Origin of the sequence: Thauera aminoaromatica, assembly GCF_000021765.1 — a bacterium.
Classification (GTDB): Bacteria; Pseudomonadota; Gammaproteobacteria; order Burkholderiales; family Rhodocyclaceae; genus Thauera; species Thauera aminoaromatica.
In genome coordinates, this window is sequence record NC_011662.2 from 239,336 (window position 1) to 256,944 (window position 17,609).

19 protein-coding genes are annotated in these 17,609 nt (G+C 66.4%); 13 read left to right on the forward strand and 6 right to left on the reverse strand.

Translation table 11 applies throughout. The features are described 5' to 3' along the window. The first annotated feature begins 37 nt into the window (after positions 1–37). The 13 genes from mnmG to TMZ1T_RS01020 all read left to right on the forward strand — a co-directional run bounded on the left by mnmG (position 38) and on the right by TMZ1T_RS01020 (position 11,671). A complete protein-coding gene (gene mnmG, locus TMZ1T_RS00960) occupies positions 38–1,996 on the forward strand; it encodes a tRNA uridine-5-carboxymethylaminomethyl(34) synthesis enzyme MnmG (RefSeq protein WP_004301618.1) in 1,959 nt (652 codons plus the stop codon). 79 nt (positions 1,997–2,075) lie between these two features. Continuing rightward, the gene (gene rsmG / locus TMZ1T_RS00965) at positions 2,076–2,729 is read left to right on the forward strand and encodes a 16S rRNA (guanine(527)-N(7))-methyltransferase RsmG (protein WP_004301620.1); all 654 of its coding nucleotides are present in this window, start codon (positions 2,076–2,078) and stop codon (positions 2,727–2,729) included. Positions 2,730–2,836: 107 nt separating this feature from the next. Continuing rightward, positions 2,837–3,607 (forward strand): ParA family protein, encoded by a 771-nt coding sequence (locus TMZ1T_RS00970; protein ID WP_004301621.1) that lies wholly within the window; start codon positions 2,837–2,839, stop codon positions 3,605–3,607. Positions 3,608–3,621: 14 nt separating this feature from the next. Beyond that, the gene (locus tag TMZ1T_RS00975) at positions 3,622–4,473 is read left to right on the forward strand and encodes a ParB/RepB/Spo0J family partition protein (RefSeq protein WP_004301623.1); all 852 of its coding nucleotides are present in this window, start codon (positions 3,622–3,624) and stop codon (positions 4,471–4,473) included. A 281-nt stretch (positions 4,474–4,754) separates the two neighbouring features. After that, positions 4,755–5,096 carry an ATP synthase subunit I gene (locus TMZ1T_RS00980; RefSeq protein ID WP_004301624.1) on the forward strand — a complete coding sequence of 114 codons (342 nt, stop codon included), beginning with the start codon at positions 4,755–4,757 and terminating at the stop codon, positions 5,094–5,096. A 2-nt stretch (positions 5,097–5,098) separates the two neighbouring features. Next, positions 5,099–5,950, forward strand: coding sequence for a F0F1 ATP synthase subunit A (gene atpB / locus TMZ1T_RS00985; RefSeq protein WP_004301627.1), 852 nt, complete (start codon positions 5,099–5,101; stop codon positions 5,948–5,950). Positions 5,951–6,016: 66 nt separating this feature from the next. Beyond that, on the forward strand, positions 6,017–6,262 hold the full coding sequence (gene atpE / locus TMZ1T_RS00990) for a F0F1 ATP synthase subunit C (protein WP_002925444.1): 246 nt from the start codon (positions 6,017–6,019) through the stop codon (positions 6,260–6,262). Between the two features lie 47 nt (positions 6,263–6,309). Continuing rightward, the gene (locus TMZ1T_RS00995; protein WP_012584301.1) at positions 6,310–6,783 is read left to right on the forward strand and encodes a F0F1 ATP synthase subunit B; all 474 of its coding nucleotides are present in this window, start codon (positions 6,310–6,312) and stop codon (positions 6,781–6,783) included. A gap of 3 nt (positions 6,784–6,786) precedes the next feature. Then, on the forward strand, positions 6,787–7,320 hold the full coding sequence (locus TMZ1T_RS01000) for a F0F1 ATP synthase subunit delta (protein ID WP_004301629.1): 534 nt from the start codon (positions 6,787–6,789) through the stop codon (positions 7,318–7,320). A gap of 14 nt (positions 7,321–7,334) precedes the next feature. Then, entirely contained in the window at positions 7,335–8,873 is a 1,539-nt protein-coding gene (gene atpA, locus TMZ1T_RS01005) for a F0F1 ATP synthase subunit alpha (protein ID WP_004301630.1), read from the forward strand. A gap of 21 nt (positions 8,874–8,894) precedes the next feature. Then, positions 8,895–9,764: a F0F1 ATP synthase subunit gamma gene (gene atpG, locus TMZ1T_RS01010; RefSeq protein ID WP_004301632.1), complete on the forward strand. Its 870-nt coding sequence runs from the start codon at positions 8,895–8,897 to the stop codon at positions 9,762–9,764. Between the two features lie 26 nt (positions 9,765–9,790). Continuing rightward, the gene (atpD, locus tag TMZ1T_RS01015; RefSeq protein WP_004301634.1) at positions 9,791–11,191 is read left to right on the forward strand and encodes a F0F1 ATP synthase subunit beta; all 1,401 of its coding nucleotides are present in this window, start codon (positions 9,791–9,793) and stop codon (positions 11,189–11,191) included. Positions 11,192–11,245: 54 nt separating this feature from the next. Then, on the forward strand, positions 11,246–11,671 hold the full coding sequence (locus tag TMZ1T_RS01020) for a F0F1 ATP synthase subunit epsilon (protein WP_004301635.1): 426 nt from the start codon (positions 11,246–11,248) through the stop codon (positions 11,669–11,671). Between the two features lie 132 nt (positions 11,672–11,803). Here TMZ1T_RS01020 and TMZ1T_RS01025 read toward each other — a convergent pair whose 3' ends face one another. From TMZ1T_RS01025 to cobS, 6 genes are all read right to left on the reverse strand, one after another. Further along, complete coding sequence (locus TMZ1T_RS01025) at positions 11,804–12,385, reverse strand: ubiquinone biosynthesis accessory factor UbiJ (RefSeq protein ID WP_004301636.1); 582 nt, start codon at positions 12,383–12,385, stop codon at positions 11,804–11,806. A gap of 169 nt (positions 12,386–12,554) precedes the next feature. Then, positions 12,555–13,439, reverse strand: coding sequence for a Tim44 domain-containing protein (locus TMZ1T_RS01030; protein WP_004301637.1), 885 nt, complete (start codon positions 13,437–13,439; stop codon positions 12,555–12,557). Positions 13,440–13,457: 18 nt separating this feature from the next. After that, complete coding sequence (gene ubiE, locus TMZ1T_RS01035) at positions 13,458–14,195, reverse strand: bifunctional demethylmenaquinone methyltransferase/2-methoxy-6-polyprenyl-1,4-benzoquinol methylase UbiE (protein WP_004301638.1); 738 nt, start codon at positions 14,193–14,195, stop codon at positions 13,458–13,460. 7 nt (positions 14,196–14,202) lie between these two features. Then, positions 14,203–14,625 carry a gamma-butyrobetaine hydroxylase-like domain-containing protein gene (locus TMZ1T_RS01040; RefSeq protein ID WP_004301640.1) on the reverse strand — a complete coding sequence of 141 codons (423 nt, stop codon included), beginning with the start codon at positions 14,623–14,625 and terminating at the stop codon, positions 14,203–14,205. Positions 14,626–14,664: 39 nt separating this feature from the next. Beyond that, on the reverse strand, positions 14,665–16,533 hold the full coding sequence (locus TMZ1T_RS01045) for a cobaltochelatase CobT-related protein (protein WP_012584303.1): 1,869 nt from the start codon (positions 16,531–16,533) through the stop codon (positions 14,665–14,667). Positions 16,534–16,543: 10 nt separating this feature from the next. Next, positions 16,544–17,536 carry a cobaltochelatase subunit CobS gene (gene cobS, locus TMZ1T_RS01050; RefSeq protein WP_012584304.1) on the reverse strand — a complete coding sequence of 331 codons (993 nt, stop codon included), beginning with the start codon at positions 17,534–17,536 and terminating at the stop codon, positions 16,544–16,546. Positions 17,537–17,609 lie beyond the last annotated feature (73 nt).

The following is a 17,609-nucleotide window of genomic DNA, read 5'->3' on the forward strand; positions in this document are numbered from 1 at the left end:
CTGCCCCTTGTTCACGCATTGCAGCACGGAGCGCGCCATGCTCTATCCCACCCGTTTCGATGTCATCGTGGTCGGCGGCGGTCACGCCGGGACCGAGGCTGCGCTCGCCGCGGCGCGCATGGGCGCGGCCACGCTGCTGCTCACCCACAACATCGAGACGCTCGGGGCGATGAGCTGCAACCCCTCGATCGGCGGCATCGGCAAGGGCCACCTGGTGAAGGAGGTCGATGCGCTCGGCGGCGCGATGGCGGCGGCCACCGACGAGGGCGGCATCCAGTTCCGCATCCTCAACGCGTCCAAGGGCCCGGCGGTGCGCGCCACCCGCGCCCAGGCCGACCGCGTGCTGTACAAGGCGGCGATCCGCCGGCGGCTGGAGAACCAGCCGAACCTGTGGCTGTTCCAGCAGGCGGTGGACGACCTCACGGTGGTCGGCGACCGCGTCACCGGCGTGGTCACCCAGATCGGCCTGTGCTTCGAGGCGCCGACGGTCGTTCTGACCGCGGGCACCTTCCTCAACGGCCTGGTGCATGTGGGGATGCAGAACTACTCCGCCGGGCGCGCGGGCGACCCGCCGGCGATCTCGCTCGGTGCGCGGCTCAAGGAGCTGGCGCTGCCGCAGGGGCGCCTGAAGACCGGCACGCCGCCGCGGCTGGACGCGCGCACGATCGACTTCTCGGTGATGACGGTGCAGCCGGGCGACGACCCGGTGCCGGTGTTCAGCTTCCTCGGCCATGCCTCGCAGCACCCGCGCCAGCTGCCGTGCTGGATGACGCAGACCAACGAGCGCACGCATGACGTGATCCGCGCCAACCTCGACCGCTCGCCGATGTATTCCGGCGTGATCGAGGGCGTGGGGCCGCGCTACTGCCCGTCGATCGAGGACAAGATCCACCGCTTCGCCGACAAGGACAGCCACAACATCTTCCTCGAGCCCGAGGGCCTGGAAACGCACGAGATCTACCCTAACGGCATCTCCACCTCGCTGCCCTTCGACGTGCAGCTGCAGATCGTGCGCAGCATCCGCGGCCTGGAGAACGCCCACATCCTGCGCCCCGGCTACGCCATCGAGTACGACTACTTCGACCCGCGCAACCTCAAGTCCAGCCTGGAGACCAAGTCGATCGGCGGGCTCTTCTTCGCCGGCCAGATCAACGGCACCACCGGCTACGAGGAGGCCGCCGCTCAGGGCCTGCTCGCCGGCGCCAACGCCGCGCTGCAGGTGCAGGGGCGCGAGCCTTGGTGCCCGCGCCGCGACGAGGCCTACCTGGGCGTGCTGGTGGACGACCTGATCACCCGCGGCGTGTCCGAGCCCTACCGCATGTTCACCTCGCGCGCCGAGTACCGCCTCAGCTTGCGCGAGGACAACGCCGACCTGCGCCTGACCGGGAAGGGCCGCGAGTTGGGCCTGGTCGACGACGTGCGCTGGGCCGCCTTCTGCGCCAAGCGCGAGGCCATCGAGCGTGGCACGGCGCAGCTGAAGGCGGCGTGGGCGCGGCCGGAGGCGATTCCGGCCGAGGACCAGCAGCGCGTGCTCGGCAAGGCGCTCGAGCGCGAGCAGCGCTACTTCGAGCTGCTGCGCCGGCCGGAGACCAGTTACGCCTCGCTGATGAGCCTGCCCGGCGCGCCGGACGAGCGCGAGACCGACGCGCAGGTGATCGAGCAGATCGAGATCGCCGCCAAGTACCAGGGCTACATCGACCGCCAGCAGGACGAGGTCACGAAGCAGATGCAGGCCGAGGCCACGCGCTTGCCGGTTGGCCTCGACTACGCCCAGGTGCGCGGCCTGTCCAAGGAAGTGCAGCAGAAGCTCAACCAGCACAAGCCCGAGACCATCGGCCAGGCCGGCCGTATCCAGGGCGTGACCCCGGCGGCGATCTCGCTGCTGCTGGTGTGGCTCAAGCGCCGCGACTTGGCGGCGCGCGCGGGCGCTGTGGCGCCCGAGCTTGCGGCGCCTGCGGACGCGGGCGACGACGTGGCACGGAGGCCGGCGGCATGAGCGCGCTCGTATGGCGGCCGGAAGGCAAGCGCACAGCTTCCATGGGGAAGAGCTCGCATCGCGACGGGAGAGAATTGCAGTGAGCGGGCGCCTGCAGCCTTACGCCGCCCGGCTCGCCGACGGCATCGCCGCGCTCGGCCTCGCCCTCCCGCAGGAGACCATCGACCGCCTGCTCGCCTTCGGCGAGCTGCTGCTGAAGTGGAACAAGGTCTACAACCTCACGGCGATCCGCTCGCCGCAGGAGCTGATCACTCACCACCTGCTCGACTCGCTCGCGGTGCTGCCGCAGCTGGAGGCGGTGAACCGGCTCGCCGACATCGGCTCCGGGGGCGGCCTGCCGGGCGTGGTGCTGGCGATCGTGCGCCCCGGGCTGGTGGTGTCCTCGATCGAGACCGTGGGCAAGAAGGCGAGCTTCCAGCAGCAGGCGAAGATCGAGCTCGGGCTGGACAACTTCAGCGTGCTGAACCAGCGCGTCGAGCAGGTTCGGCCGCAGTCGCTGCCCGGCGGCGCGCCGGAAGGCGCGATCTCGCGGGCCTTCTCCAGCCTGGCGGATTTCGTCGCGCTGTCCGGCCACCTCGTCGCCGAGGGCGGCGCGCTGTACGCGATGAAAGGCGTGAATCCGGTCGACGAGATCGCCGCGCTGCCTGCGGGCTGGGCGGTGGCGGAGACCCATGCGCTCACGGTGCCGGGGCTGGGCGCCGAGCGTCATCTGCTGGTCATCCGGCGGGCGTGACACTGCGGCCCTGAGAAGCGTCGTGCATGCTGCATCGCCGCATTGAAGTACACTCCAGGGTTTGCACCGTGTGTGCGAGCCTTCCAACCGGAACAGCCTGAACCGACATGGCCAAGATATTCTGCGTCGCCAACCAGAAGGGCGGGGTGGGCAAGACCACCACCTGCGTCAATCTCGCCGCCGCCCTGCACCAGGCCGGGCAGCGCGTGCTGCTGATCGACCTCGATCCGCAGGGCAACGCCACCATGGGCAGCGGGGTCGACAAGCGCGACCTGAAGAGTTCGGTGTATCACCTGCTGGTGGGCATGGTCGACCTCGCCGGGGTGCGGGTGGCCTCGCCCACCGGCGGCTACGACGTGCTGCCGGCCAATCGGGACCTCGCCGGCGCCGAGGTCGAGCTGGTCAACCTCGACCAGCGCGAGAAGCGCCTGCGCAACGCGCTCGCCGCCTTCGTCGACGACTACGACTTCGTCCTCATCGACTGCCCGCCCTCGCTGTCGATGCTGACCCTCAACGGCCTGTGCTGCGCCACCGGGGTGATCATCCCGATGCAGTGCGAGTACTACGCGCTCGAGGGGCTTTCGGACCTGGTCAACACGATCAAGAAGGTGCATGCCAACCTCAACCGCGACCTCAAGATCATCGGCCTGCTGCGGGTGATGTTCGACCCGCGCGTGACCCTGCAGCAGCAGGTCTCGAACCAGCTCGAGGGTCACTTCGGCGACAAGGTCTTCCGCGCCATCGTGCCGCGCAACGTGCGCCTGGCCGAGGCGCCCAGCCACGGCATGCCTGGTGTGGTGTTCGACAAGTCCGCCAAGGGTGCGCAGGCCTACATGGCCTTCGCGCACGAGATGATCGAGCGCGCGAAGATCTTCTGAATTCCGGAGCCGACATGAACAAACCCAGACTCAAGGGCCTCGGCCGCGGACTCGACGCGCTGCTGGCCGCGAACCAGGAAGAGGAGGCCGAGAAGGGCGAACTGCAGTCCTTGCCCACGATCGCCTTGCAGCCCGGCAAGTACCAGCCACGCACGCGCATGGATCCGGGTTCGCTGGAGGAACTCGCGGCCTCGATCAAGGCCCAGGGCGTGATGCAGCCGATCATGGTGCGTCCGGTGGGCGAGGACGCCTACGAGATCATCGCCGGCGAACGGCGCTGGCGTGCTTCGCAGATCGCCGGGCTGGCCGAGGTCCCCTGCCTGGTGCGCGAGATACCCGACGAGGCCGCGCTGGCGATGTCGCTGATCGAGAACATCCAGCGCGAGGACCTCAATCCGCTCGAAGAGGCCGGCGGCATCCAGCGCCTGATCGACGAGTTCGACATGACCCACCAGCAGGCCGCCGACGCGGTCGGCCGCTCACGCCCCGCGGCGTCGAACCTGCTGCGCCTGCTCAATCTCGCCAAACCGGTGCAGGAGCTGTTGATGGCGGGTGACCTCGACATGGGTCATGCGCGCGCGCTGCTGCCGCTCGACGCCGCCAGTCAGATCCAGCTCGGCAACCAGGTCGCCGCGCGCCAGCTTTCCGTGCGCGACACCGAACGGCTGGTACAGCAGATCCTGAACCCGCGCCAGAAGAAGCCTGTGCCGCCGCCCGACCGCGACCTGCTGCGCCTGGAAGAGGAGATCGCGGACGCGATCGGCGCGACGGTCAAGATCAAGGCCAACAAGAACGGTGCTGGCGAGCTCACGATCCGTTTCGGCAGCCTCGACCAGCTGGACGGCGTGCTCGGCAGGCTGCGCTGACTCATCCCGGACGCAGACCGGCGCCGCCCTGCGGCCGGCCTTTCCTCACACTGATCACCGCGTTTGCCGAGGCGGATGCGCGCCCCTCCATGCGTTTCCTCCGGGGCCGCGTGACCGCAATGGCGAAGGCTCGTTATGTTATGTCTTCTATAAGATACAACAGCAATGCATTTACCCTTGTTGCAGCGCATCCAAGGTTTGACTTTGCTGCGGTAAACCCCTACCATCCGCGGGATTTCAGGCGGTCGCCGGCGTCTCAGACGCGCACGCGATAACACCGGATGCTTAAAGCTGTCATACTGCAGGTGATCGCGACGCTCGTCGCAGCGGCCCTATCGGGCGCGCTCTTCGGCGTCAGCGGAGCGGTCTCCGCCGCAGGAGCAGGACTGGCATGCGTGCTGCCGAGCGGTCTGTTCGCGTTGCGCCTCGCGGCGATCACGCGCAGGTCCGGTACGGCGAGTGTGACTGCCTTCGTCGCAGGCGAGTTCCTCAAGATCGCCTCGATCGTGGGATTGTTGGTGCTGGTGTGGGCCGTCTATCCTGACCTCCATTGGGGGGGCATGCTGGTCGGTCTCATCCTGGCGCTTAAGGCGAATTTGTTTGCATTTTTGGTAAAGACCTGACCATGGCTACAGAAGGGCACGCCCCCACCGCATCCGAGTACGTCATTCACCACCTGACGCACCTCAACAACACCGGACACGCGCAAGAAAACATCATCGACTGGAGCGTCATCAACCTCGATTCGATGTTCTATTCGATCGTGATCGGTGCGCTCACCGTCTTCCTGCTCTGGCTTGCCGCGCGCAAGGCGACCTCGGGCGTTCCGGGGCGCTTCCAGGGAATCGTCGAGATCCTAGTCGACATGGTGGCCGACCAAGCCAAGGGTATCGTCCATAGCGCCGAGTCGCGCCGCTTCGTCGCGCCGCTCGCGCTGACCGTGTTCGTGTGGATCTTCCTGATGAACGCGATGGATCTGCTGCCGGTCGATCTGCTGCCGCGCATCTGGGAAGGCATGTACGCCGCCGGTGGTGGCGACCCCGCCCACGCCTACATGCGTGTGGTGGCGACCGCCGACCTCTCCGCGACGCTCGGCATGTCCACCGGCGTGTTGCTGCTGTGTCTCTACTACAACATCAAGATCAAGGGTGTCGGTGGCTGGGTGCACGAGCTCTTCACCGCTCCCTTCGGCAGCCATCCGCTGCTGTATCCGATCAACTTCGCGATGCAGATCATCGAGTTCGTCGCCAAGACCGTCTCGCACGGCATGCGACTGTTCGGCAACATGTACGCCGGCGAGCTGATCTTCATCCTGATCGCGCTGCTGGGCAGCACCGCCACCGTGTTCGGCTTCCTCGGTCACGTGATCGCGGGTTCGATCTGGGCGATCTTCCATATCCTGATCATCACCCTCCAGGCCTTCATCTTCATGATGCTGACTCTGGTGTATGTCGGTCAGGCGCACGAGAGCCACTAAGAGTTTCGGTTTCACCTTCAGCGTAGTACCTGGTTTTTAAACTTACTTCCCCACTAAGGAGTCGTCATGGAAAACGTTCTGGGTTTTGTTGCTCTGGCTGCTGGTCTGATCATCGGTCTGGGTGCGATCGGTGCTTGTATCGGTATCGGCATCATGGGTTCCAAGTACCTCGAGGCGTCGGCTCGCCAGCCCGAGCTGATGAACGCCCTGCAGACCAAGATGTTCCTCCTGGCCGGTCTGATCGACGCCGCGTTCCTGATCGGTGTCGGTATCGCCATGATGTTCGCCTTCGCCAACCCGTTCCAGCTCTGATCGGTTCGAGTTCATCCTTTTTTGAACCAACCTGAGGGCCAAGAACCGTGAATTTGAACGCAACCCTGATAGCCCAGCTCGTTGTGTTCTTCATTCTGGCGTGGTTCACGATGAAATTCGTGTGGCCGCCCATCGTGAAGGCGCTGGACGAGCGTGCGAACAAGATCGCAGACGGGCTGGCAGCTGCGGACAAGGCCAAGGCCGATCTGGCACTCGCCGAGAAGAAGGTCGTCGAGGAACTGCGCAAGGCCCGCGAATCCGCGGGTGATGTGCGGACCTCCGCTGAAAAGCAGGCGAGCCAGCTGATCGACGAGGCCCGCGCCGAAGCCAGTCGCATCATTGCCGCCGCGCGCGAGGCCGCCGAGCACGAAGCCGGTGCCGCCACGCAGCGTGCCAAGGAAGCCCTGCGCGACCAGGTCGCCCATCTGGCCGTCGCCGGCGCGGAGAAGATCCTGCGCCGCGAGATCGACGCCAAGGTGCACGCGAAGCTGCTTGCCAACCTGAAACAGGAACTGCAATAAGTCATGGCCGAGAACGTCACCATCGCGCGCCCCTATGCGGATGCCGCCTTCGAGCTGGCTCGCGGGGCAGGTGCGCTGGGGCCTTGGTCGGAAGCGCTGGATCGGCTTGCCCTCGTGGCGGCCGATTCCGGCATGAAGGCGTGCTTCAACGATCCCAAACTGTCCGCCGAGCAGCTCTGCCAGCTCGTGTTGGGTGTCTCGGGTGACCTGACCGCCGAACAGCAGAATTTCGTCCGCGTCCTCGTGGAAAGCGAACGTCTGCAGGTGCTTCCGGAGATCCGTGACCTGTTCGTTGCTCTCAAGAACGAACACGAAGGCGTCCGGGAGGCGCAAATCGCCTCCGCCTTCCCGCTCGACGATGCCGCTCTGGCCGCATTGAAGGCCGACCTCGAAGCCCGCTTCAAGGCCGCCGTCAATGTCTCCGTCAGTATCGACCCCGAACTGATCGGTGGGGTCCGCATCGCCGTCGGCGACGAAGTCATCGACGCCTCGGTCCGCGGCAAGCTCGCGAACATGGCCGCTGCGCTAAAGAACTAGGAGCATAAATGTCTATGCAACTCAACCCCTCTGAAATCAGCGATCTGATCAAGAGCCGGATCCAGAACCTGCAGCTCGCCGCCACGTCGCGCAACGAGGGTACGGTGGTCTCCGTCACCGACGGCATCACCCGCGTTCATGGCCTGACCGACGTCATGCAGGGCGAAATGCTGGAGTTCCCCGGCAACACCTTCGGCATGGCGCTCAACCTCGAGCGCGACTCCGTCGGCGCCGTGGTGCTCGGCGAATACGAGCACATCACCGAAGGCGACACCGTCAAGGCCACCGGCCGCATTCTCGAAGTTCCGGTCGGCCCCGAGCTGATCGGCCGCGTCGTGAACGCGCTCGGCCAGCCGATCGACGGCAAGGGCCCGATCAACGCCAAGCTTACCGACAAGATCGAAAAGGTCGCGCCGGGCGTCATCGCCCGTCAGTCCGTTTCGCAGCCGGTGCAGACCGGTCTGAAGTCGGTTGACTCGATGGTGCCGATCGGTCGTGGCCAGCGCGAGCTGATCATCGGCGACCGCCAGACCGGCAAGACCGCCGTCGCGGTCGACGCGATCATCAACCAGAAGGGCCAGGACATGTACTGCGTGTACGTGGCCATCGGCCAGAAGGCCTCGACTGTCGCGAACGTCGTGCGCAAGCTCGAAGAGAACGGCGCGATGGAATACACCATCGTCGTCGCCGCCACCGCGTCGGAGTCGGCCGCCATGCAGTATCTGGCTGCCTACGCCGGCTGCACCATGGGCGAGTACTTCCGCGACCGCGGCATGGACGCGCTGATCGTCTACGACGACCTCACCAAGCAGGCCTGGGCGTATCGCCAAGTGTCGCTGCTGCTGCGCCGTCCGCCTGGCCGTGAAGCCTACCCGGGCGATGTGTTCTACCTGCACTCCCGTCTGCTCGAGCGTGCCGCACGCGTCAACGCCGACTACGTCGAGAAGTTCACCAACGGCGAGGTCAAGGGCAAGACCGGTTCGCTGACTGCGCTGCCGGTCATCGAGACCCAGGCCGGCGACGTGTCCGCGTTCGTTCCGACCAACGTGATCTCGATTACCGACGGCCAGATCTTCCTCGAGACCGACCTCTTCAACGCCGGTATCCGTCCCGCGATCAACGCCGGTATCTCGGTGTCCCGCGTCGGTGGTGCAGCCCAGACCAAGGTCGTCAAGAAGCTCTCCGGCGGTATCCGTACCGACCTCGCACAGTATCGCGAACTCGCTGCGTTCGCCCAGTTCGCCTCCGACCTGGACGATGCCACGCGGAAGCAGCTGGAGCGCGGCCGCCGCGTCACCGAGCTGATGAAGCAGGCCCAGTACTCGCCGATGTCGATCGCCGACATGGCCATCGTTCTGTACGCGGTGAACAACGGCTACTTCGACGATGTCGACGTGGGTCGCGTGCTGGCTTTCGAGTCCGCGATGATCCAGTTCGTCAAGACCAAGCAGGCCGCCCTGGTCTCCTCGATCCTGAGCAAGAAGGAACTCGACGCCGAAGGCGAAAAGTCCCTGGCTGCCGCGATCGCCGAGTTCAAGAAGAGCTGGGCTTAAGGCCGGCGAGGGAGACGGAATATGGCTAGCGGTAAGGAAATCCGTACCAAGATCAAGAGCGTGCAAAACACGCGCAAGATCACCAAGGCCATGGAGATGGTGGCTGCATCCAAGATGCGCAAGGCGCAGGACCGGATGCGTAGCGCCCGCCCCTTTGCCGAAAAGATCCGCCGACTCGCCGCGAACCTGTCCCAGGCCAATGTGACCGACTACAAGCACCCCTTCCTGGTCCGCAAGGACCAGGTCAAGCGGGTGGGCCTGATCCTGGTGACCACCGACAAGGGCTTGTGCGGTGGCCTCAACACCAACGTCCAGCGTATTGCGCTCAACGCCATGAAGGACTGGGAGTCCTCGGGCGTGACCGAGATCCGTGCCTGCGCCATCGGCAACAAGGGTCTGGGCTTCATGCAGCGCATGGGCGTCAAGGTGGTGTCGAATGTCACCCAGCTGGGTGACACGCCGCACCTGGAAAAGCTGATCGGTCCGGTCAAGGTCATGCTCGATGCGTTCCAGAACGACGAGCTCGACGCGGTTTACGTGGCTTACACCCGTTTCATCAACACGATGAAGCAGGAGCCGGTGCTCGAGCAGCTTCTGCCGCTCACCGGCGAACAGCTGGGTACGCCGGAGAGCTCCTGGGACTACCTCTACGAGCCGGACCCGCAGGTCGTCATCGACGAGCTGCTGGTGCGCTACGTCGAGGCGCTGGTGTACCAGGCTGTGGCTGAGAACATGGCATCCGAACAGAGTGCGCGCATGGTGGCGATGAAGGCCGCGTCCGACAATGCCAAGAACGTGATAGGCGAACTGCAGCTGGTCTATAACAAGACCCGTCAGGCCGCAATCACCAAGGAGCTGTCGGAAATCGTCGGCGGCGCCGCCGCGGTGTAAGGCATTATTGAATTAAGGATATGACGATGAGTCAAGGTACGATCGTTCAGTGCATCGGCGCCGTGGTGGACATCCAGTTCCCGCGTGATTCGATGCCCAAGGTATATGACGCCCTGAAGCTCGAGGACGTGGCCGACTCCTTCGCCGAAGCGAACCTGACCTTCGAGGTTCAGCAGCAGCTCGGTGATGGCGTGGTGCGCACCATTGCGATGGGTTCTTCCGACGGCCTGCGCCGCGGGATGAAGGTTGCGAACACGGGCACGCAGATTTCCGTGCCTGTCGGCATGGGTACGCTCGGCCGCATCATGGACGTGCTGGGTCGCCCGATCGACGACGCCGGCCCGATCGAGACCGACGAGCTGCGTGCCATTCACCAGAAGGCGCCGAAGTTCGACGAGCTGTCGCCGTCGGTGGAACTGCTCGAGACCGGCATCAAGGTTATCGACCTGATCTGCCCGTTCGCCAAGGGCGGCAAGGTGGGTCTGTTCGGTGGCGCCGGCGTCGGCAAGACCGTGAACATGATGGAGCTGATCAACAACATCGCGAAGCAGCACTCCGGTCTGTCGGTGTTCGCTGGCGTGGGTGAGCGTACTCGTGAGGGTAACGACTTCTACCACGAGATGAAGGACTCCAACGTTCTCGACAAGGTCGCGATGGTGTTCGGTCAGATGAACGAGCCCCCGGGCAACCGTCTGCGCGTGGCGCTGACCGGCCTGACCATGGCCGAGCGCTTCCGGGACGAAGGCCGCGACATCCTGTTCTTCGTGGATAACATCTACCGCTACACCCTGGCCGGTACCGAAGTGTCCGCGCTCCTGGGGCGTATGCCGTCCGCGGTGGGTTACCAGCCGACGCTGGCCGAAGAAATGGGCCGCCTGCAGGAGCGCATCACCTCCACCAAGGTCGGTTCGATCACCTCGATCCAGGCCGTGTATGTGCCTGCGGACGACTTGACCGACCCGTCGCCTGCCACCACCTTCCTGCACCTCGACTCCACCGTCGTGCTGTCGCGTGACATCGCTGCCCTGGGTATCTACCCGGCCGTCGATCCGCTCGACTCCACCTCGCGCCAGCTCGATCCGCTGGTCGTGGGTGAAGAGCACTACAACGTGGCGCGTCAGGTTCAGATGACGCTGCAGAAGTACAAGGAACTGCGCGACATCATCGCGATTCTGGGCATGGACGAGCTGTCGCCGGAAGACAAGCTGTCGGTGGCACGCGCGCGCAAGATCCAGCGTTTCCTGTCGCAGCCCTTCCACGTTGCGGAAGTGTTTACCGGCTCGCCGGGCAAGTACGTCTCGCTCAAGGACACGATCAAGGGCTTCAAGATGATCGTCTCCGGCGAACTGGACAGCCTGCCTGAACAGGCCTTCTACATGGTCGGCAACATCGACGAGGCCATCGAGAAGGCGAAGAAGCTCCAGTAACGAGGCCGCCCGCGCGTCGTGCAAGCGGCGTGCGGGACATCAAGGGGAAACACAATGGCTATGACGGTTCATGTCGACATCGTCAGCGCGGAAGAGCAGATCTTCTCCGGGCTGGCCGAGTTTGTCGCATTGCCGGGCGAAGCGGGCGAGCTGGGCATCCTGCCCGGTCACATGCCGCTGATGACCCGGATCAAGCCGGGTGCCGTGCGCGTGCGTGCCCAAAACGCGACCGAGGAAGAGCTGATCTTCGTCGCGGGAGGCCTGCTGGAGGTTCAACCGGGTCTGGTGACGGTGCTCGCCGACACCGCGATCCGCGGCAAGGACCTCGACGAGGCGAAGGCGCTCGAAGCCAAGCGCAAGGCTGAGGAAACCATGGCGAACCAGACCGCGCGTCTGGACTATGCCAAGGCCCAGGCCGAGCTCATGGAAGCGGTGGCGCAGCTCGCCGCGATCCAGCGCCTGCGCAAGCGCGGTCACTGAGACCGGAGCGCGCCGGTCCGCCGGCGCGTTCGACATCCCGAAAGCAGCTCACCTCGAGCTGCTTTTTTTTGCCGGTTTTCCGGGCTCGGTGCGCGGCGCGGGCTACATGCGAGCCGGGCGCGTACCGCTTGCTCAGCGCCGCTTTTCCAGCCTCGCTACGCGCTTGTCCAGGCGCGCCACGGCGTCGCGCAACGCCACCACCTCTTCGGCGAATGCGGGCAGGGCCTTGCGCGGGACGAGCAGGGTGGATTCCTCGGTAAGGTATTCGGCCACGTTCCCGCTTGCGCGCTCCAGGCTGCGGCGGCCCTCGTCCACGACCTTGCGCCCTCCTTCCACCAGGCGGTGGGCGGCGATGTCGCCGAACAGCCGCGCCAGGTCTTCCTCGGCATCCCAGCGCAGATGACGGAAGACGAAGCCGAGCGCCTCGGCGAGTTCGGCGTTGCCTTCGATGCGCACGTGGCGCATCGCCGTCTCCAGTCCGTCCACCAGCAGCCGCGGCAGGTCGGCCACCGCGAGGCGCAGGCTCACCTCGGGTGCTTCCTCACCGCTCCACTCGGCGAGCTGACCCTCGTTGGTCACGGAAAAGTCGATCTCGGCCACAGGGCTGAGGACCAGCCGCGCCGTGCGTCCCGCGTGCGGCTGCAGGCGCTGGCGAGCCCAGCCGGCCTGGGACAGCAGATGGTTGGTGGCCGAGAGGAACAGGCTCGAAATCATGATCGGGGCTCCGGAGAAGGGCTGGAGGGAGGTTCGCCAAGGATACGCAGCGGTGAGGCATCCTGTCGCGGGCGGGGCGCCGAAAATGCCGCGGGCCTGCCGATGCCTCCGGGGAGACACGGGCAGGCCCGCGGCAGCGGGGGGACACGAGGCTCGTGACCCCGATCGCTTACTGCGACTGCTGGATTCCCGCGATCAGCCAGCCGCCGCTGCCGGCGAGCGGCTTGCTCAGGTGCCAGATCTCGTCGAAGGCTTCCGGAGCGGCTTCGGCCTGTTCGCGCAGCAGGCCGCTGAAGCGGACGCTGACGACGTAGCGATCGTTCTCCTCGGCGACGTCGATCACCTGGGCGTTCAACTCGACCACGTCCGTACGCTGCCCGGCACCCTTGCGCTCGTTGACCTGCATGCACAGCTCGGCGAACACTTCGGGGGTGGTGAACTCGCGCAGATCGTCCAGGTTGCCGGCGTCGTTGGCAGCCTGCAGGCGGATGAAGTTGAGCTTGGCCTGGCGGGCGAAGCCTTCGGCATCGAAGCCGCTGGCGAGCGCCTTGTCGAGGCCGCTCTGGGCGGAGACACTGCCGCCGGCCAGCGGACGACCGGCCTCGAACTGCTGCGGACGGGCCTGTTGCGCGGCGCCTGCAGGTGCGCCGGCGTACTGCAGGTCGCGCGCGGGCTGTTGCGCGGCCGCGTTCGCTCCGCGCCGGAAGATCAGGCGGAAGACGAAGAATGCCGCCGCGGCGAGGAGCAGGATCATGACGAAGTTGGCGAAGCCTTCGCCGAGGCCCAGGGCCGAGAACAGTGCGGCAAGGCCCAGACCTGCGGCCAAGCCCGCGATCGGACCCATCCACGAACGTTTGGGCTGCGCAGCCGCGGTGGCTGCACCGGCGGCGGGCGCCTGCTGCTGGGTTGCCGAGGGCTGGCGCTGCGCAGGTGGCGTGGCTTGTCGCTGCATGCCGAAGCTGCTGCCACCGCCGAGGCGCTTGGCTTCGGCTTCGGTGGCGACGAAGCCGAAAGACATCACGGCGACGATCAGGGTGAGGAAGAACTGCTTCATCTGTCGGGGTCTCCTGGTTCAGATCTTGTAACCGCGGTGCAGGGCAACCACCCCCGCACTGAGATTGAAGTAATTGACCCTCGACAGGCCGGCTTGTTCCATCATCGCCTTCAATTCTTCCTGGCCCGGATGCATGCGGATGGATTCGGCCAGGTAGCGGTAGCTGTCCGCGTCATTGGCGACCTTCTGGCCCATCCACGGCAGCAGCTTGAAGGAATATAGGTCATAGAGCGGCGACAGCGGTTTCCACACGCGCGAGAACTCGAGCACCAGCAGGCGTCCGCCCGGACGCAGCACGCGCCGCATCTCGGCGAGTGCGACGTCCTTGTGGGTCATGTTGCGCAGGCCGAAGGCCACGGTGACGCAGTCGAACCAATCGTCCGGGAAAGGCAGCTTCTCGCCGTTGCACTGCGCGGCCGGCATCGCGAAGCCGTGGTCGATCATGCGGTCGCGGCCACGAGCGAGCATCGCGTGGTTGATGTCGGTAAGCCAGACCTGGCCGCTGCGTCCGACCTTCTTCGCGAACGCGAGCGAAAGGTCGGCGGTGCCGCCTGCCACGTCGAGTACGCGGTCGCCCTCGCGCACATCGGAGACCTGGATGGTGAAGTGCTTCCACAGCCGATGCAGGCCGAACGACATGAGGTCGTTCATCACGTCGTACTTCTGCGCCACCGAGGAAAACACCTCGGCGACCTTCTTTTCCTTCTGTTCCTCGGCCACGGTCTGGAAGCCGAAGTGGGTCGTCTTGTCGCTCATGATCTGCTCAGTGATGGTGGCCGCAGCCGCCCTTGGGCGGCGGGGGCGGGACCTTGGACGGGTCGCGGGTGCCGCCCGCACGCTCGAGGGCCTCGAGATAGTTGTTCCACAGTTCTTCCTGGTTGCGGCCGATCGCGAACAGGTAGTCCCAGGAGTACAGGCCGCTGTCGTGGCCGTCCGAGAAGGTAGGCTTGATCGCGTAGTTGCCGACCGGCGCGAGGTCCACGATGTCGACGTCGCGCTTGCCCTGCTGCAGGGTCTCCTGTCCCGGGCCGTGCCCGCGCACCTCGGCCGAGGGGGAATACACGCGCAGGAACTCGAACGGCAGCTCGAAGCGGCTGCCGTCGTCGAAGGCGACTTCGAGCGTCTTGCGGTCGCGATGGACGATGATGTCGGTGGGCGTCGGGGTGTTTTCGTCGAGTCCGGCCATGGCGTCGGTCCGCGTGCAGGGGGCCCAATCATACCCGAATCATCGGGGAGCCGTTTCGCTGGCCCGCGGGCGCATCCTCGCTCCCGCGGGCGCTCGGGGCCGCTCGTCGAACAGCCGCGCGAGCTGCTCGAGCAGGGCTGCGCCGAGCGCGTCGGCATCCCGCAGGGTGACCGCGCGGCGGTAATGGCGGGTCACGTCGTGGCCGATGCCGATGGCAAGCAGCTCGACGGGCGAGCGCCGCTCGATCCAGGCGATCACCTCGTGGAGGTGACGTTCCAGATAATCGCCCGGGTTGGCCGCAAGCGTGGCCTCGTCGGCAGGCGCGCCATCCGACACGACGACCAGGATGCGACGCTGCTCGGGGCGGGCGACGAGGCGGCGGTGGGCCCACAGCAGGGCTTCGCCGTCGATGTTCTCCTTGGGGATGCCGTCACGCAGCATCAGGCCCAGGTTCTTGCGCGCACGCCGCCAGGGCGTGTCCGCAGCCTTGTATACGATGTGACGCAGCTCGGCGAGCCGCCCCGGAGCGACGGGTTCGCCCTCGCGCCGCCACTGCTCGCGGGCACGGCCGCCCTTCCAGGTGCGCGTGGTGAAGCCGAGGATCTCGACCTTGATGCCGCAGCGCTCCAGCGTACGGGCGAGGATGTCGGCGCTCATCGCCGCAACGGCGAGCGGACGGCCGCGCATCGAGCTGGAGTTGTCGATCAGCATGCCGACCACGGTATCGCGAAAGCCGGAAGCCTTCTCCATCCTGAACGACAGGCCATGATCGGGACTGACGACGATGCGGTCGAGTCGCCCGGGATCGAGCCAGCCTTCCTCCAGATCGAAGGCCCAGTCGCGCAGCTGGCTCGCCAGCAGGCGTCGCTGCAACCGCTTGGCGAGTCGCCCGACGAGTTCCGGGAGACGCATCAGCTCGCGGTCCAGGCGGGCGCGCAGCGGGTGCAGTTCCGACGCGTCGCAGAGCTCTTCCGCGCCCACGGTCTGGTCGAAGGCGGTGGTGTAGGCACGGTACGACGCGCTGGGCCCCCGCGCAGACGCGGCGTCGCGGACTGCGTCCCCTCCTGCCGCGCCAGTCCGTGCCGGCGCGGCGGCCAAGTCTGCCTGCGCTGCCCGCCCGCCCTCGTTCCGACCGGACGAGGCGTGGCGGAGCGAGGGCTGCGCGTCCCTCGCAGCCGCGCCGCCCGCCCGCGCCTGCTCCGCAGCGTCCTCGTCTCCGGATTCGCCCTCGCTGCGGGCCAGCTTGCGCGGCTCGCGGGCTTCGCTGGTGGGGTTTTCCAGGTCGAGCGCCTCGATCAGTTCATGCAATCCGGCGGCGAACGTGCGTTCGTCGCGCAGGTGCTCGCGTAGGCCGTCGAGGCGCGGGCCGACGTGGGCGTCGAAGTAGGGTCGCCACAGCTCGGCCATGGTCCGCGCCGCCGGCGGGGGAGGCGCGCCGCAGAAGCGTTCGCGGGCGAGGACGTGCAGGGCCTCTGCGAGCGCAACCTGTTCCCGGCTGGTCGCGCGGTCGAGCCGCCTGTCCCGGCAGCGCTGCTCGATGAGCGCGGCGATGTTGGCCGCCACGCCCGGCATCCGGCCCGCCCCCAAGGCCTCGACGCGTGCCTGTGCGATCGCATCGTAGGCCGCGCGTGCGCGCTCGCCCTGCAGATCGTGCAGGGCATGGAGGCGCTCGTCGTGATGGCGCAGGCGCAGGGCCTGCGCGTCGGCCTCGCCGCGCAGGCGGACGATCTCCGCCGTCGTCAGGGCGGGCGGCAGTGCAGCGGTTTCGATGCCGTCGACGCCGGACGGGGCGGACGCGCCGCCGGCGCACCCGGCGATCGCACGCAGGGTGCTGTCGACCGCCCGCAGAAAGACGGCCGTGTTCGCGACTCCGCGCAGGGGCCGGGAGCGGGGGCGTTCGCTTGTCATGAGGCTGCGATCAGCCCGCGGCGGCGCGCGGATCGATCAGCTCCTCGCCGAAACAGCGCTGGTAGTACTCGGCCACCACCGCGCGCTCGATCTCGTCGCACCGGTTCAGGAAGCTGACCCGGAATGCGAAGCGAAGGTCCGCGAAGATCAGCGCGTTCTCGGCCCAGGTCAGCACCGTGCGCGGCGACATGACCGTCGACAGGTCGCCGTCGATGAAGCCGCTGCGGGTCAGTCCGGCCAGCATCACCATGGCGCCGACGCGGGCGCGTCCGGCTTTCGTGTCGTATGCGGGCATCTTGGCGACGACGATCTCCACCTCGGCATCGTGGTCGAGGTAGTTCAGGGTCGCGACGATGTTCCAGCGGTCCATCTGGGCCTGGTTGATCTGTTGGGTGCCGTGATAGAGCCCGGTGGTGTCGCCCAGGCCGATGGTGTTGGCGGTGGCGAACAGGCGAAACGCCGGATGCGGATGGATCACCCGCGACTGATCGAGCAGCGTGAGCCTGCCCTCGACCTCCAGTACGCGCTGGATCACGAACATCACGTCGGGCCGGCCGGCGTCGTATTCGTCGAAGACCAGTGCGCAGGCATGTTGCAGGGCCCAGGGCAGGATGCCCTCGCGGAACTCGGTCACCTGCTTGCCGTCGCGCAGCACGATGGCGTCCTTGCCGATCAGGTCGATGCGGCTGACGTGGCTGTCGAGGTTGATGCGCACGCACGGCCAGTTCAGGCGTGCGGCGACCTGCTCGATGTGGGTCGATTTTCCGGTGCCGTGATAGCCCTGGATCATCACCCGCCGGTTGAAGGCGAAGCCCGCCAGGATGGCCAAGGTCGTATCGGGATCGAAGCGGTAGGTGTCGTCGCGTGGCGGCACATGCTCGCTGCCCCGGCTGAAGGCCGGCACCCTCATGTCGCTGTCCAGCCCGAAGGCCTCGCGCACTGGACATTCGGTATCGGGCAGGGGCGGAAGAGGGCCTGCGGCTGTCATCGGGATTTCGGTCATCGAGGGCTCCCGGGTGTGGAGGAGGCAAGGGCGGTCCTGGCGAATCGGCAAACAATCCAGTTGCAGAAAAAGT